Annotated in this window: 13 protein-coding genes; 5 read left to right on the top strand and 8 right to left on the bottom strand. The window is 53.8% G+C overall.

What is annotated here, in order from left to right; all coding sequences use genetic code 11:
* The 7 genes from ACR0BI_RS21540 to ACR0BI_RS21510 all read right to left on the bottom strand — a co-directional run.
* A partial coding sequence (locus ACR0BI_RS21540; RefSeq protein ID WP_480888644.1) for an FAD-binding and (Fe-S)-binding domain-containing protein occupies positions 1 to 2,461 on the bottom strand: 2,461 nt, incomplete at its 3' end.
* 1 nt (position 2,462) lies between these two features.
* On the bottom strand, positions 2,463 to 3,713 hold the full coding sequence (locus ACR0BI_RS21535; protein ID WP_480562954.1) for an LVIVD repeat-containing protein: 1,251 nt from the start codon (positions 3,711 to 3,713) through the stop codon (positions 2,463 to 2,465).
* A gap of 124 nt (positions 3,714 to 3,837) precedes the next feature.
* Positions 3,838 to 4,806 (bottom strand): DMT family transporter, encoded by a 969-nt coding sequence (locus ACR0BI_RS21530; RefSeq protein WP_480562953.1) that lies wholly within the window; start codon positions 4,804 to 4,806, stop codon positions 3,838 to 3,840.
* A 33-nt stretch (positions 4,807 to 4,839) separates the two neighbouring features.
* On the bottom strand, positions 4,840 to 5,511 hold the full coding sequence (locus ACR0BI_RS21525) for an SDR family oxidoreductase (RefSeq protein WP_480562952.1): 672 nt from the start codon (positions 5,509 to 5,511) through the stop codon (positions 4,840 to 4,842).
* Positions 5,512 to 5,901, bottom strand: coding sequence for a VOC family protein (locus ACR0BI_RS21520; protein WP_480562951.1), 390 nt, complete (start codon positions 5,899 to 5,901; stop codon positions 5,512 to 5,514).
* A 108-nt stretch (positions 5,902 to 6,009) separates the two neighbouring features.
* On the bottom strand, positions 6,010 to 7,644 hold the full coding sequence (locus ACR0BI_RS21515; protein ID WP_480562950.1) for an acetolactate synthase large subunit: 1,635 nt from the start codon (positions 7,642 to 7,644) through the stop codon (positions 6,010 to 6,012).
* Between the two features lie 49 nt (positions 7,645 to 7,693).
* Positions 7,694 to 9,073, bottom strand: a complete 1,380-nt coding sequence (locus ACR0BI_RS21510; protein ID WP_480562949.1) for an aldehyde dehydrogenase family protein — start codon at positions 9,071 to 9,073, stop codon at positions 7,694 to 7,696.
* A gap of 580 nt (positions 9,074 to 9,653) precedes the next feature.
* On the opposite strand from ACR0BI_RS21510, the gene ACR0BI_RS21505 reads away from it, so the two are divergent.
* The 4 genes from ACR0BI_RS21505 (at position 9,654) to ACR0BI_RS21490 (ending at position 13,719) form a co-directional block, all read left to right on the top strand.
* Positions 9,654 to 10,736 (top strand): TRAP transporter substrate-binding protein, encoded by a 1,083-nt coding sequence (locus ACR0BI_RS21505; protein WP_480562948.1) that lies wholly within the window; start codon positions 9,654 to 9,656, stop codon positions 10,734 to 10,736.
* Positions 10,737 to 10,891: 155 nt separating this feature from the next.
* Positions 10,892 to 11,413 carry a TRAP transporter small permease subunit gene (locus ACR0BI_RS21500; RefSeq protein ID WP_480562947.1) on the top strand — a complete coding sequence of 174 codons (522 nt, stop codon included), beginning with the start codon at positions 10,892 to 10,894 and terminating at the stop codon, positions 11,411 to 11,413.
* A complete protein-coding gene (locus ACR0BI_RS21495; RefSeq protein WP_480562946.1) occupies positions 11,406 to 12,956 on the top strand; it encodes a TRAP transporter large permease in 1,551 nt (516 codons plus the stop codon). Before ACR0BI_RS21500 ends, ACR0BI_RS21495 begins: the two co-directional genes overlap by 8 nt.
* Before the next feature lie 43 nt (positions 12,957 to 12,999).
* Entirely contained in the window at positions 13,000 to 13,719 is a 720-nt protein-coding gene (locus ACR0BI_RS21490) for a TetR/AcrR family transcriptional regulator (protein ID WP_480562945.1), read from the top strand.
* Positions 13,720 to 13,974: 255 nt separating this feature from the next.
* On the opposite strand, the gene ACR0BI_RS21485 is transcribed toward ACR0BI_RS21490, so the two are convergent.
* Positions 13,975 to 14,553: a hypothetical protein gene (locus ACR0BI_RS21485; RefSeq protein ID WP_480562944.1), complete on the bottom strand. Its 579-nt coding sequence runs from the start codon at positions 14,551 to 14,553 to the stop codon at positions 13,975 to 13,977.
* A 132-nt stretch (positions 14,554 to 14,685) separates the two neighbouring features.
* On the opposite strand from ACR0BI_RS21485, the gene ACR0BI_RS21480 reads away from it, so the two are divergent.
* Complete coding sequence (locus tag ACR0BI_RS21480) at positions 14,686 to 15,000, top strand: hypothetical protein (protein ID WP_480562943.1); 315 nt, start codon at positions 14,686 to 14,688, stop codon at positions 14,998 to 15,000.
* The last annotated feature ends 60 nt before the right edge of the window (positions 15,001 to 15,060 follow it).

Below are 15,060 nucleotides of genomic sequence, written 5' to 3'. Positions count from 1 at the left end.
CTGCGAGATCGTGTGCGGCCTGTTGCGCCATCTGCCTGAACCGCTCCAGCATCCCTCGGACATGCAGAGGCTTGCCACCCACAAGATAGTCCAACAGGATCGGGGTAAAGCCAATCCGTTGCACCAGTTCGATTTGGGCCAGCAAGACATTGGCGTCATAGAAGCTTGTAAAACAATCCTGCACAATCACCACAACTTGGGTCCGCTCCGCGAGCGGTATCTCAAGCAGGGCTGGCGCAGACATTGTTCGAACATTCAGTTTTTGCAACTGATCAAGATAACCGCGACGGTGGCGAAGTTTTGGTAAGTCAACCAGCCCAAATCCACGTGTCATACCCCATCTGACAAGAGCGGTCGACTGTACCAGGTTCACAAGGCCACCGATACGGTCCAGCATAGGCGCCATCCGCTCGAGATTGGCCACGAGCATATCCGTAGCGGGCCGCTTATGTTCCTCATGATACCAATTCAGGAACTGGGACTTCATCTGAGGAATATCCACTTTGGCCGGGCAACTGGCACCAGCGCAGGCCTTGCATGCCAGGCAGGTTTCAAGGACTTCGTTCAATTCGACGGAAATTTCCCGCGCCCCGTCATCATCGCCTAGCGATCGGGCACGGGCCCATTCCCGCAGCATGCCCGCCCGTCCTTTTGGAGAAAACCGCCGATCCCCTGTGATCTTGTAAGAAGGACAGAATGGCTGATGTTCATCTTGGTTAAAGCAGGCTCCGTTGCCGTCGCACCTCAGGATGTTGGAAAACTGCTCAGCCAGATCAGGTCCGATCTGCGCGTCAAAGGCGCCACGCATCGGCACCTCATCCAGGGACAGAATTGGGTTTTGGTCATCTATCGGTCGAGCAATTTTTCCTGGGTTCATTCGATTCCGCGGATCGAACACCGTTTTTATCTGGCGCATGACATGAACAAGGTTTGCGCCAATCACCCGCTCGGAATACTCGCCACGCAGTCCTTTGCCGTGCTCTCCCCACAACAGCCCACCATATTTTCGTGTAAGAGCGAACACCGCATCTGATATCTGACGGATCTGGCGGCGCTCATCTTCCGCGGTCAGGTTCATGAGCGGACGAATATGAACACACCCCACGTCAGCATGCCCGTACATCCCCAATGGAATGTTGCGGGCGTCCAGAATCTCTTCCAGTTCAGCGACAAAATCGGCCAGGTTTTCAGGCGGCACCGCGCAGTCTTCGATAAACGCCACCGCACGCTTGTTTTTGTCAAATCCCGCCAGCAGACCCTGACAAGCACGACGGATCTCCCAGACACGTGCGATACTGTCGGCTGATCTGAGGATCTTAAGGCCGACGGGGCGCAGGGAGGAGTCGATGCGACTATTCAGGTGTTCTTCAAGGCTGATCAGTCTTCGTTCAAGTTCCTGTTCATCCTCATCTGACATCTCGACGAAATGCGCGGCAAAAGCACCGCCTTCATTCGCTATTCCCAGAACCTGCCGAACATCTTTTGCAAACGGTGACCGAAGAGCTGCACCAAGAATTTTGTCGTCTATGAATTCGATGGCGTGAGGGCGGGCTTCCAGCAAATCTGGAACGGCCCGTAGACCGGTGTCATGGCTGTCATACACCAACACCGCAAGCGCCGTATTGGCAGGGATCGGTTCGGATTTCAGCGTGACGGATTTGATAAACCCCAGGGTCCCCTCCGACCCGGCCAAGAGTTTTGGCAAGTTGAGCACCCCATCCCCAACTCGCGACTCTTTCAGGTTGTATCCGGTAAAGCCACGTTTCATCTCGGGGAACAGCCGTTCTATCTCGTCGAAATGCGGTGCGAGTATCTGCTCAACGTCCTGGCAGATTGTATCGGCCTTACCATTTGCATTGGTGGTGCCTACTGTTCCTTCTGTGCCAAACTCCACCACGTCCCCATCGGGGAGAACAATCTCGATTGAGTGTATGTGATCCGAGGTTTTTCCATAGATCACCGAGCCCTTACCCGAGCTGTCGTTTGCCACCATGCCACCGATCGTGGCCCGGCTGGTGGTTGAGACATGCGGCGCAAAGAACCGCCCATGAGGGTCTAGAAACTCTATAAGCTTATCACGCACGAGACCGGGTTCTACTCGCACCAGTCCGGTTTTGGGATCATAGTCATGAATGCGTCGCATATGACGTGATGTATCAACAACGACTCCGTCGCCCAGTGACTGGCCGTTTGTCGATGTCCCGCCGCCCCGAGGATAGAACACAACCGATGAAAACGCCGAACGCTGCGCAACCTGAATTGCACATTCCAGATCATCCCCATCAAACGGATAGACAACCGCTTGGGGCATAATCTGGTAAATCGAATTGTCGGTAGAGCAGGCAACACGATCCGCCAGATCGGACGTGACCTCTCCGACAAATCCTGCGTCTTTTAGCGCAGAAAGATATGCGTGAATCGCTTCCGATACAGTGGCTATTCCTGGGGGAAGGTCTTTCATCTCAGCCCTGATACTCCAGAATGAACAACCCGCCATTGTAGTCATTGGCGTACACCAACCCCTGCTTGTCGACATAGACGTCACAATTCTGAATCACCAATGGACGGCCCGGACGATGATCAATCAGCCTATTGGGCTTGGGCGGGACAAAAGCCGCCACTTCTTTGGGGCGATAGGCGTCCGAGATGTCGGTTACCCGGATACCGGCGTTCTGCATGGTGGAAAAGATCAATTGGTCACTCACCAAGCCATCGGGTCGGTTTTCATAGATGTTATGCGGCCCGAAGTGCCCGTCTTTCTTGCAATACTCCACCTCGGACGGGACCGGGAACGTCGAGATGCTGACCGGGCTTGAAGGTACACGGTTGTCAAACATCCAGATATGCTTGATCCCGTCTTCGCAGTTGTCGAGCACTGCTTCGTCCACAACAACCAGCAAGTCCCGATCTGGCAGGGGCAGGCAGTTGTGCGTGCCGCCCCCAAACGGCGGAGACCAGTTTTTGTGAACGATCAATTCGGGATTGCTTCGGTCCGCCACATCAATGACCACCATGCCCTCGTCGCGCCACGCCCCATAGGCCGTATCACCATGAATAATTGCATGGTGCAATCCACCCCGTCGCTCGCCATTGTGCTCCTCACCTGCAGCCAGGTTCATGCCCGGTAGCCAATACCGCCCTGCCTCTTTTGGGTTGGCAGGGTCGACCATGTCGATTGTCATGAAGATGTAGTCCGTGAACCCATCCAGCAAAACAGACGCATAGGCCCAACGCCCGCCTGTATACCAGATTCGATGGATGCCTCCGCCTTCGACCGGCATAAATGAAATCTTCCGTGGCTCGGCCGGGTTGGAGATATCATAAACCGTCATACCTGCAGTCCAGTCGCGCTGCCGTGTCTGCTGAGCTGTTCCAACCTTCTTTCCCAATGCCCCTTTGTAATACTCGGTTTCGTCCTGGAACTCCGCAGAGGCAAACATGTCCTTCGCATTGATTACGAGCAGTAGGTCTTCATGGGTCTGAAGGTGGATGTTCCATGTGTTGGCCGGTGCAGGCACATATGTCACAGGCTTTGGATTGCGGGGGTCACGCACATCAATCACGCTGAACCCCTTTGAGAACATATGACCCGTGAACGCAAACCCCTTGTTGATCATCAACTGCACCCCGTCAGGGCGGCCGCCCTGATCCGAATGACCTATCAGTTTCAAATTGTTTGCATAGTCGGGTTTTGGCAGATCCAGCAGGGTCATCGCACATCCTCAGATTATTCCTGAAAGCGGGGTCGCACCCCGAGTTGCCAATATTTTGCGGAAGGAAGACCTGGCCTGCATTCGCGCTCAGGTCAGATTTTGTAGATTTTCGGCCAATTCGGAATTAAGCAGATGGTTTGCTCGACAAGGCGCCCCAAACGAGCGCCAGAAGTAGTGTTCCCGCACCCACCACTATCATCAGGTTCAATGGATCACCCAACAAGATTGCGGAACTCACAAAGCCGATAACCGGCGATAGCGTACTGAACAATGCAATTTGCGAGACAGGAAGCGTTCGACCTACTGCCACCATCAACCCGAACCCAAGCCCCGTGGCCACCGGACCGACAAAGGAAAGAAGTGCCAATCCAGCAAGTGAGACGGATTGCAAATTCAGCCCCCCTTCCACCCAGACGGCAATTGGAAGCGAGACCATCCCTGCAATCATAAATTGCCAGAACAGCGCGTCCCGAACATCGCCCACCCAACTATGCGTCGCGATAAGCTTCATCGAAGAAGACCAGAACAGCGCGGCAAGCAAGATCAAAAACAGCGGTCCGACTTCTCCAACTTGACCAGCCCCAAACAAGACCAGAACACAGCCAGTCGCAGAGGTCAGCGTTGACCATAGTCGACGTGGCGAAATCTGTTGTCGAAAGAAAATTCGATCAATCAGCACCAACCACACAGGCGTGGTGTAAATGAGAATACTTGCGGTACTTGCGGGTACCCATTGCAGGGCCAGCGTTACCAACCCCATCTGAGCTACAAACTGGAGCAGTGCGACGCCAAGAATAACGCGAATATCCTGTCGCTCAAACCTTGGCAGTCGATGTCTTTCGACCACCACGATAACCCAAATAACCGGCACGCTTAGACAATAGCGCAGCGCAACCATCCAAAACGGCGTCACATGGTGCAAAGCCAATTTCATTATAGGCCAGTTGATTCCCAATATGACGATAGAAAGCCACAGAGGCAGATACGGCCCGCACAAAAAAGCCGGTAGGCGCTTTTTGCGCCGACCAGGTGTACGCGTGGCTCTAACATCAGATTTCTGGGTCATTGCATAGTCAGGCTTCTTTCCCAGCATGCCCGACGATTTTCGATCAAACTGCGGTAAGTTCTAGGCAACGAGAGCACCACCTTCGATATCAATCACAGTGCCCGTGACCGAGGGCGTATCAATGGCAAACAGATAGCCAGAGGCAAGATCGCGGGGTTGAGCAACCCTTCCGGCCGGCAAATTGGACGCCGCGTTTTGAAACATCTGACGACGCGCTTCTGCATCCATTCCCGCATATGCTTCCGTTTCCGTCAGCCCAGGACTAACAACGTTGACACGCAGTGGTGCCAGTTCGCGTGCCAGGATTTTTGCCGTGGCTTCAAGGGCGGCATTCATCGCCGTCTTGACAAACGTCCCCGGCACGGTACGCCGTGCCAGGAAGCCAGATGTCAGAGTGATTGTTCCTCCGGGACGAACATGCGACGCTGCTGCATGAACCGCATTCACGGTTCCCCAGAATTTTGTATCGAAAGCCGACTTGGCAGTGGTCAGATCCAATTCAACAAATTTTCCACCTGGTGCCTGCGACCCTGCAGTAACTACCAAATGATCAAAGGCTCCCTGCCCTTCAAAGAACCTGTTCACCTGGTCTGCATCTGACATATCAAGCCCGTTTGCCCGGCTGGAAACAACAACCTCTCCCGGCCGCTCGCTCAACAACTCCGCCACCGCACGGCCAATCCCGGAAGTGCCGCCAATCACGATGGTTCTCGTGGATTCATCAAAGCCCATCTAATGCTCCTTCTTGTCTTGGGGTTCACGAAATACTGCTTCGATGACAGGCCCGCCCGGAGTTCTGAAAAACAGCCTGCGCTCTCTCAACTCAGGAAGTTCCATCGGTGCATATGGAATGTTCAAACGATCAAGCCGGGCCCGAAATGTTTCGTATCCCTTCAGGCGGATGCCGATATGATCCCATGCCTCCCCTCCTCGATCCATATGTGCGCCGTAAGAGCCGATCAGATGAACAAGAGGTTCATCCTCTACATAGAGCCAATGACCCGGTATCCTTTGGATCGCCTTGGGTCGTGGGCGTTCCTCCAAATCCGGAAAGACCTCAAGAAAGAACGCCCGCGCCTCTTGCAAGTTGGAAGTGCGAATTGTGATGTGATCAAGCTGCATGTCAGCCCCCGCCATTTCAGTTAAAATGGGGTAAAAAGGGACAGTGGATTAGTGAGTCAAAGCAGAAATGAGAGTTTGAGTTGCTTAAACAATCACCAAGAGCTTCACCTACAAAGGTGACTCCAGTTTCTGAAGCTTTTCAGTGAGCTTCATGTTTTCTGAATAATCCACCGGGCAATCAATGATCGACACAGTGCCGTCTTGCAAGGCTTCGTTGAGGACTGGCAACAAATCTTCACTTCGATCTATGCGGTATCCCTTGGCCCCAAAGCTCTCTGCAAATTTGACAAAGTCCGGATTGCCAAACTCAATCCCTGTCGAGCGCCCGAAATGCCGATGCTGATGCCACTCGATCAGCCCATATTTGCTGTCATTAAAAATCAAAACGACAAGATCAAGGCCCAGCCGGACTGCGGTTTCGATTTCCTGATTGTTCATCATGAAACCAGCGTCCCCACACACTGCAACCGCATGACGAAAAGGGAAAGCCAGTTTGGCGGCGATGGCGCCCGGTAGCGCGATGCCCATTGACGCAAAGCCGTTCGAAATGATGCAAGTATTTGGGCGTTCCGCCTGATACATGCGCGCCATCCACATCTTGTGTGCCCCCACATCAGAAATGACGATGTCGTCCACATCGAGTGCCTGCCGAAGATCCCAAACAATTTTCTGAGGTTTGACGGGGAAACTGCCGTCATTCTGGAACTCTGACACCTCGGCCGAAATGCTCTTTCGGAGTGAATGAATCTGGAAATCGGGCTTTGCCTTCACCTTTGCAGAAATCCTGGCAAGAGTATCCCGGATTGTACCAACAATGCCTGCTTCCAAAATGTAGTGCTCATCAACTTCAGCCGGGCTTCGATCAATGTGGATAATTTTCTTGGTGCACTCAGGATTCCAAAGGCGAGGATGATACTCGACCATATCCACACCCACACAGATCACCAAGTCAGCAGCGTCGACGCCGTAGCTAACGTAGTCTTTTGCCTGCAACCCAATAGCACCAAGGCACAATGGATGGCTGAATGGGATTGCCCCCTTAGCCATAAACGTTGTTGCAACAGGGGCATTGATTGCCTCTGCGAAGGCTACCAAAGCAGAGGATGCCTTTTCCCGAATGACGCCATTGCCAGCAATGATCATCACTGATTTTGCAGCATCCACCAATTGAGCTACTTCGGCACATTTTCCAGACGGTGCAATGGGATCGACCGGTTGTTGCACACGAAGAGGGGTCACCGAGGGCAGGTTGGCACCAGCGATGTTTTCAGGCAGGTCGATAAATGCACAGCCCGGTTTTTCAGTCTGGGCGATCTTGAATGCCTTTCTCACGACTTCAGGAATAACCTCGGGTAATGGAACTTGAGTCGCGTATTTGGTGATCGGCTCAAACAGGTTCACAAGGTCCAGAATCTGGTGACTCTCCTTGTGCATACGCGCTGTAGATCCCTGCCCTGCAATGGCGACTACCGGTGCGCAATCCATGTTTGCGTCAGCAATACCTGTAACGAGATTCGTGGCACCAGGCCCAAGCGTCGAAAGGCATACCCCCGCGCGTCCGGTCAAACGACCATACACATCTGCGATGAATGCCGCCCCTTGTTCATGGCGTGTCGTGACGAACTCAATTGGGCTATCAACAAGCGCATCCATCACGTCGATGTTTTCTTCTCCAGGAACTCCGAAAATGTACTCGACACCTTCGTTTTCCAAACATTTCACAAGCAGTTCAGCGGCTTTCATGTCTACCTCAGCATTTTTTTCGTGTTGTTCCGGATGGCGACCCTAGGAGCTACTGGCGGATCACAGTCATCTTTTCGGCGGTCATTTCGTGGTAGGTACCTTTGATCCCTCCAACCCCCAAACCCGAAGTTCCCAAGCCTGCGAAAGGCATCCAATCAACACGAAAGGCCGTGTGATCGTTGATCATCACCGCCGAGCCATTCAACTTACCAGCAACAGAAAGAGCGATGTCCAGGCTTTTGCTAAAAACAGCTGCCTGAAAGGACGCGTTCACATCATTTGCTCTGGAAACGGCTTCGTCGATGGTCGCACAAGGGAACACGGCAACAACCGGGCCGAATACCTCATTGTTTGCGATCTGACTGTCCTCGGAGGGGTCAAGCAGAACAGTTGGCGCATAGACCCTTTCAGAAATACGGTTGCCACCACACCGAAGGTCCGCGCCTCCAGAAACCGCGCCATCAACCCATTCAGCTACACGATCGACTTCTCCAATCGAGATCAATGGACCGACATCCGTGTCCGGCTTTGCCGGATCACCTGTGATCAACTCTGAGGTGTTCTTGACCAGTTCTTCGACAAACGCACTCGCCGCTTTCCCGACAGCAAATACCCTCTGTACAGAAACGCAAACCTGCCCGGCATGATAGAATCCACCCTTGGCAACACTCTGCACTGCGACATCGATATCCGCATCCTCCGCGATCACAACCGGCGCTACGCCGCCATGCTCCAGCGCACACCGAGCGCCCGGGGCGAGTTTGCTGCGCAGTGACCAGCCGACGTTTGCAGATCCAATGAAACTAAAAAACGCAACACGGGAATCTGTAACCAGACGTTCTGCAACATCGCGGCTGGCCAGCACCACTGTGCAGCGTTCCTCCGGCAACCCGGCTTCGTGCAGCATCCTCACGTAGCTCAGGCAGGACATCGGGGTTTGCATGGAAGGCTTGATTACGACAGGGCAGTTGGCGGCAACCGCAGGTGCCACCTGATGAGCAATCAAGTTCAGAGGGTGGTTGAACGCACTGACCGCAACAACCGGTCCAATGGGAATCTGCCTGGTAAAGGCCATCCGTCCTTGACCTGCAGGAGCGAGGTCCATTGGAATTTCCCTTCCGCCACTCTCTGCCAATACCGTTGATGCAAACTTCGTGCTTTGTGCCGCGCGATCGACTTCAACCAAGGCATCCTTCAATGGCTTGCCGCCCTCAACGGCGATTTGCAGAGCTAGCTCTTCGCGGCATTCGAGAATCCTTGCTGCCAATCGCTCCAAAATTTCTATCCGCCGCCATGCGGGCAGGCCTTCGGTACACGACCGATGGATCAAGTGCGCTCGATCAAGCGCCCTGTCCGCATCTTGCCAGGTATTCAACTCAACTCCGGCAATCGTTTCGCCTGTATATGCGTTGTGGACGGTATGAATCATTTCCGAATGCGCTTTCTTAGAGGATTGAGATAGCCCGGCACCGTTTGAAAACGCTATCCGGGCCAACGTTCATTTTTTGAACTCGACAGTCACGAAAACGAGCGGCGTCTCTCCAATGTTCTCCAAGTCGTGAACAAAAAAATCCCCGTCGCGAAGTTCGAAGTGTCGTGTGTCGCCTGCCCTATAATCCGTGTCACGGATTTTTCCGTCGTGATAGTGCGACCGCGACTTCCCATTCCCAGTCACTGTCCAAAAGTAGCTTTCTTCGTGGCGATGAAAGGGTGCCCGTTCACCAGGCTGGAGTTCTAAATGCCAAATCCGTAGCGCGTCCGTCTCTGAGACAACACGCGATCCAACCTGCCGATTGGTCCAGTTGTCGACGATCTCACGCTTCTTGTCCGGAGACCAACTCGAAAAGTTCTCCAAGCAGGGGTCAGAAGTCATTTTCTTCTCCTATTGTTCAACTGATCTTTAGTGATACACCATTTTTGCTTACTATACACAAGCGAAAACTTGTTGACGGACATAATAGTTACTCTTATTGATCATTTGATTATTACATTCAAAGGGAGGAATCGTGATGAACTCGAACCTGACACGCCGAAAGTTCTTTCGAACTGCAACCATTGCCACCGGCGCATCCGCGCTTGCCGCCCCCGCCATTGCCCAAGGCGGGACGGAGCTAAAGATGCTCACCTGCTGGCCAAAAAATTTCCCGGGCCTAGGCACCAGCGCCGAGCGATTTGCGCAGCGCGTCGCCGATGCAAGCGATGGCAAACTTCGCATCAAGGTTTTTGGCGCTGGCGAAGTTGTAGCCCCCTTCGAAGTATTGGACGCGGTTGCTTCCGGGGCAGGCGATCTTACGCATGACACGCCCTACTATTGGTTCGGAAAAGACCCCGCCTTTGTTTACTTTGCGGTGGTTCCATTCGGATTAACGGCCGACGAACACTTCACATGGCTGAAATTCGGAGGTGGACAGGAACTTTGGGACGAGTTGGGTGCAGCACATGGCGTTAAACCGCTCGCCAACTTGAACACCGGCGCTCAAATGGGTGGATGGTTTAAGAACCCGATTGAAAGTGCGGCCGATCTTCAGGGCCTTCGAGTCCGGTATCCCGGACTAGGCGGGCAGATGCTGTCCCGGCTTGGTGCAACTCCGGTAAACATCCCTGGCGGGGAGTTGTTCACAGCACTACAATCCGGCACAATCGACGGGCTTGAGTGGATTGCACCGTGGAACGACCTAGCCTTCGGCTTTCACCGTGCCGCAAAACACTACTACTATCCCGGCTTCCATGAGATGGGGCATACGCTGTCATCCCATGTGAATGCAGATGTTTGGGCAGGCCTCAGCAACACCGAACGGGCCATCATGCAGGACGCCGCGGATGCGGAGTACGTGACCTCGCTTGCTGAATATAACGCTCGAAATCTGGACGCGTTGAACACGCTCGTGAACGATCATGACGTACAGCTGCACGAATGGCCCTCGGAGATTGTCGAAGAGATGCAGCGCATTGCCCCGGAAGTTCTTGCAGAAAGCGCGGCAAAGAGCCCGATGGCCACCAAAGTTCACGAAAGCTGGATCGGCTTCCGGGATAATCAACGCCAGTGGGGCGAAATTGGTGACTACGCAAACGCGCGTCTAAAACAGGGCTGAAAAGCCCAGTGATAGCTGACCCCTGTCCACCCTTGTGGTCAGCTGATCCGATCCGGGATTCAGACCTCTTACGCCCGGATCGGATCACCCTGCTTTGCAGCTCGATCCTCCAACAAATGGCTCTCCGATATACGGCGGAGACCGGGAAAAATGATATGGAACAATCAACAACACATATGGCGCGATCGGGAGCGCTAGGACAGGTCATTGCCTGGACAGGCACCATCAGTAAATGGCTGGCCGTTGCAATGGTCTTGCTCCAATTTGCAGTCGTTGTCGCACGATACCTCTTTGATGCGGGATCTGTGATGGCCCAGGAGGCGATCCTTTACCTCTTCGGGACAATGTTCATGCTAGCCATGGCTGACGCGCTGGCCTCCGATCGACATGTACGTGTCGATATGCTGTACCACACGTTTTCCGCAAGGCGCAGGCGCGTCATTGACTCCCTGGGTATTCTGTTTTTCCTCTTACCGCTTTGTATCTTCATGCTTTGGGCGTCCAAGGATTACGTCCTCAACAGCTGGTCCGCATTGGAAGGATCACGGGAAGCATCGGGATTGCCTGGCGTTTTTCTGTTCAAAACAATTATTCCCGTCGCCTTGCTACTCCTCATACTGCAGGCCCTCTCGATCCTGAAACGGTGCGTTCTACCAAAGGGGTCACACGATGGATGACATTCACACATTCTATTTGATCGCCCTGTTTGCGGGCCTGCTCATCTGCCTGATGTCCGGTTTTCCGGTGGCCTTCGTTCTAGGGGGCGTATCGCTGCTTTTGGCGGGGGTTGGAATCCTCTTCCAGCATTTCGATGCTTCATTCCTGGCCGCCATCCCACAGCGTATTTACGCAGCAATGACCAACGATGTACTGCTTGCGGTACCGCTTTTCGTGTTCATGGGAGCAATGCTGGAACGAAGTGGCATTGCGTCCGAACTCTTAGACGGCATCGGCCGGCTATTTGGCAAGCGTCGTGGCGGTCTCGGCTTTGCGATCACACTGGTAGGTGCGCTTCTTGCGGCGTCGACCGGCATCGTAGGGGCGACGGTGACAACCATGGCACTGTTATCCTTGCCGGTGATGTTGAAATGGGGCTACTCGCCGCGCCTGGCTGCCGGATCAATCTGCGCGGCCGGAACGCTTGGTCAGATTATCCCACCTTCTCTGGTGCTGGTCCTGCTGGCAGACACGATTTCCTCGGCTTACCAGAAAGCCCAACTGGCCCAGGGAAATTTCTCACCTGACACCGTGTCGATCTCGGACCTGTTTGCCGGTGCGATTGTTCCCGGTTTGTTGATGGTTGTCGTGTTCCTCACCTACCAGGTCTTGTTGACAATCTTCAGACCGGACACTTGCCCGCCGCCGCCGGAAACAGAAGCTGAAGAGATGAAGATTTCGATGAAATCTCTGCTTGTCAGACTGGTTCCCCCACTGGCACTCATCCTCGGTGTGCTCGGTTCAATTCTTGGCGGGGTTGCTACTCCAACCGAATCCGCCTCGATTGGAGCTGCGGGCGCCATTTTGCTAGCCGGGTTTGGATCAGAACACCGAAAACACGCCAACATCGCGCTGCTTTTCCTGGCTGCGGCTGTCGTTCTGAAGCAACTGGTTTTCGGCAATGTCGAGGTGCCGATTTTGGTAGAGCGCATAAGTGTTGCCATCCCAGTTCTGATTTTCGTTGGATACTTCCTTGTTGCTCTGTTGCGCGTCTACAAGACGGGTGCGATTTCCAGCACGGCCGTCGAAACCGTTCGACTGAGTTCGATGGTGTTCATGATACTGATCGGAGCAGCCATGCTGTCGCTTGTCTTCCGTGGATTTGGCGGCGATGAGGCGGTGCAACATCTGATCTCAAACGTCCCCGGTGGCCCCTACGCCGCCCTGGCGGTTGTTCTGGCGGTCATGTTCCTTTTGGGCTTCATCCTCGACTTCATCGAGATCATCTTTGTCATTGTACCAACGATCGCACCCGTTTTGCTGATGTCAGGGATTGATCCGATCTGGCTTGCCATTCTGATCTCACTAAACTTGCAAACATCGTTCCTAACCCCGCCATTTGGATTTGCGTTGTTTTACTTCCGATCGGCTGCACCACCGGACATCTCAACACGCAACATCTATCTTGGTGTCATGCCATTTATCGGCTTGCAGATATTGGTTTTGATCATTGTGGCATTCATACCAAGCATTTCCACCTGGCTGCCCTATGCACTAAGGTAAGCCCAACGCCCTGCCCAAGCCCTGGGCAGGGCACTTTTCTGCAATGCCTGAACCACCAGACCGTGAAGTAAAGATGCAAAACCCTGACACGCAAGCACCGGCCAAAAAAAAGCGCACGCGCCTTTCCCCGCAGGACAGAGAACACCTGATCCTCACAGGTGCTATCGAATTTGTGGCGGATCATGGATTTGCATTCTCCACCCGCGAACTGGCTCGACACCTCAACGTCAGTCAAAGTCTGCTATACCGGTACTTTGCGACCAAAGAAGAGATTATCGAGAAGATATATGAGAGGGTCTATGTCGGACGCTGGAACCCGGAATGGGACGAGATCCTGAGAGACCGCCAACTTAGCGTCCAGGAAAGACTGGAACGGTACCTATTGGACTACTCAAAGGTGGTGCTTCAAAAAGATTGGGTGCGCATTTTTCTGCTAACCGCCTTCGAAGACCCGATCATTTCTCAGCGATATATTTCAATGTTGCGTCGACGAATTTTTGAGCCTTTGCTTGATGAGCAACTCGTCAGCATGGGCCAAAAGGCACTTTCGAAACCTGAAGACCGTGAACTTGCGCTGGAGTTAATCTGGGGTTTCCATTCGAGCATTTTTTACCTGGGTGTACGGCAGTGGGTCTACAGAATGCCAACACAGGTGGACATTGAAACGCTTGTTCGCAGTCGCACACGCAGCTTTCTTGTGGGGTTCGAAACATTCTTAATTGAACTAGGTCAGCCTACAGACGGAGCGAAGCCAGCCTGTTGAAAGCAGTGCATCAATAAGTGGCGATAGCCAAAATGAACATGGCAACGGTGGCGCGAAGCTAGTGGTAAAGAAACAATCAGGCTGGCCTTTCCAGGAAGGCTACCTTGTGAAAGGTCAAACAGAGGTTCACATCTTTACCGATTACCGCTGGAACGATGGCTCCGTGAGTCGCCGATGGCACGTCGATCCAAATGGAATTGAATTTCGGTCAGTAGAGGCAAGGCCGTTCTCCCTAGAGACGACCAAGCAATCGGATCAGTAGGAGAACCACTCCGAATGGCCCATGTTGCCCTCGTAATCGCCGTATTCAACCATGATGCTGCGGGAATAGAAGTGCCATAGGCCACCGCTGGTCGGGTAGGCAATCTCCTGACCGCTTTCCGAGACGAATGTCATGGGCCAGGGCGTGTGGGATCCGTAAACCCGCTGGATGTAACGACAGGTCCGGTTTTCGCGGTCGCAGGAGCGGATCGACCAGTCCCACTGTCGGGGCTCGTCGCGCGGCTCGTAGGATCGCCCGGTGAACCAAATCACATGGGTGCGGTTCAGCCATTCGTATTCTGGCAGATTGGTGTCGAGTTCACCCTCTCCGCCAGGTCCGCCCAACTCGACCGGTACATGAGCAAAGGTGCAAACTCCGAAGGGTGGTAGGCTTGGCCAGGGCGTGATGCGGCGGATCATGGTGCGATAGGCGCGCGAACAAACCGCACTCGGGGGAAACCCGCCCGCCATGCAGAGCATGATGGCGCAGTCGATGTCATAGGCCTGCGACTTCTCCGGGGCTCCGAACAACGCAATCACCCCCACCGCCGCCGCCATCACCTGTCGTTTCATGTCACTCTCCCGCAAAAGTTGCGGCGACTATCCTGCAATATGTTTTTTTATGCAATATATCATATTGACTCCATATGACTTTATGGCCTTAGTGTCGTGAAGTAGAAGGGCTCTCGTGGGGAGAGTCCGAACATGCCGATAGCGCGCAATCAGATCCTGATCACCATCGATGGTGTCAAAGACCTGTCCGAAAAGGGCATCGCGTTCCACTGCCGGTATGAACTCGTGGGGTTCACGGACGATGGCAAGCCGCGCTACCAGTGCATTTACCTGCGCGAGGGCGAGCCGGAAGCCGTTCTGGTCTCGACCCGGATTACCCCACACGGGCCAGAGCCGCGGTATTTCAACATATGGCCTGGGCTCTTTAAACATCATCTCGAGTTTGGTGACGGGCGCGATCTACGCTTTGGTCCTGACTATGAGCTCACCCTCGAGGAGCACTGCTGACGTAATCGCCTTCACCCGCGATGGCACAGCTCGGACTTCCGGCTGGACCTTCCACGGCAC

The sequence above is a fragment of the Ruegeria sp. E5 genome (assembly GCF_056534105.1).
The sequence above is the reverse complement of the archived record's forward strand: the minus strand, read 5'-3'. Positions and strand labels throughout refer to the sequence as shown.

Bases quoted from the DNA above. Each gene is read 5' to 3' on its own strand.
- ACR0BI_RS21480 (WP_480562943.1), top strand. From the start codon at position 14,686: ATGCCGATAGCGCGCAATCAGATCCTGATCACCATCGATGGTGTCAAA.
- ACR0BI_RS21510 (WP_480562949.1), bottom strand. From the start codon at position 9,073: ATGATTCATACCGTCCACAACGCATATACAGGCGAAACGATTGCCGGA.
- ACR0BI_RS21515 (WP_480562950.1), bottom strand. From the start codon at position 7,644: ATGAAAGCCGCTGAACTGCTTGTGAAATGTTTGGAAAACGAAGGTGTC.
- ACR0BI_RS21535 (WP_480562954.1), bottom strand. From the start codon at position 3,713: ATGACCCTGCTGGATCTGCCAAAACCCGACTATGCAAACAATTTGAAA.
- ACR0BI_RS21495 (WP_480562946.1), top strand. From the start codon at position 11,406: ATGGATGACATTCACACATTCTATTTGATCGCCCTGTTTGCGGGCCTG.
- ACR0BI_RS21485 (WP_480562944.1), bottom strand. From the start codon at position 14,553: ATGAAACGACAGGTGATGGCGGCGGCGGTGGGGGTGATTGCGTTGTTC.
- ACR0BI_RS21530 (WP_480562953.1), bottom strand. From the start codon at position 4,806: ATGCTGGGAAAGAAGCCTGACTATGCAATGACCCAGAAATCTGATGTT.
- ACR0BI_RS21490 (WP_480562945.1), top strand. From the start codon at position 13,000: ATGCCTGAACCACCAGACCGTGAAGTAAAGATGCAAAACCCTGACACG.
- ACR0BI_RS21525 (WP_480562952.1), bottom strand. From the start codon at position 5,511: ATGGGCTTTGATGAATCCACGAGAACCATCGTGATTGGCGGCACTTCC.
- ACR0BI_RS21520 (WP_480562951.1), bottom strand. From the start codon at position 5,901: ATGCAGCTTGATCACATCACAATTCGCACTTCCAACTTGCAAGAGGCG.
- ACR0BI_RS21505 (WP_480562948.1), top strand. From the start codon at position 9,654: ATGAACTCGAACCTGACACGCCGAAAGTTCTTTCGAACTGCAACCATT.
- ACR0BI_RS21500 (WP_480562947.1), top strand. From the start codon at position 10,892: ATGGAACAATCAACAACACATATGGCGCGATCGGGAGCGCTAGGACAG.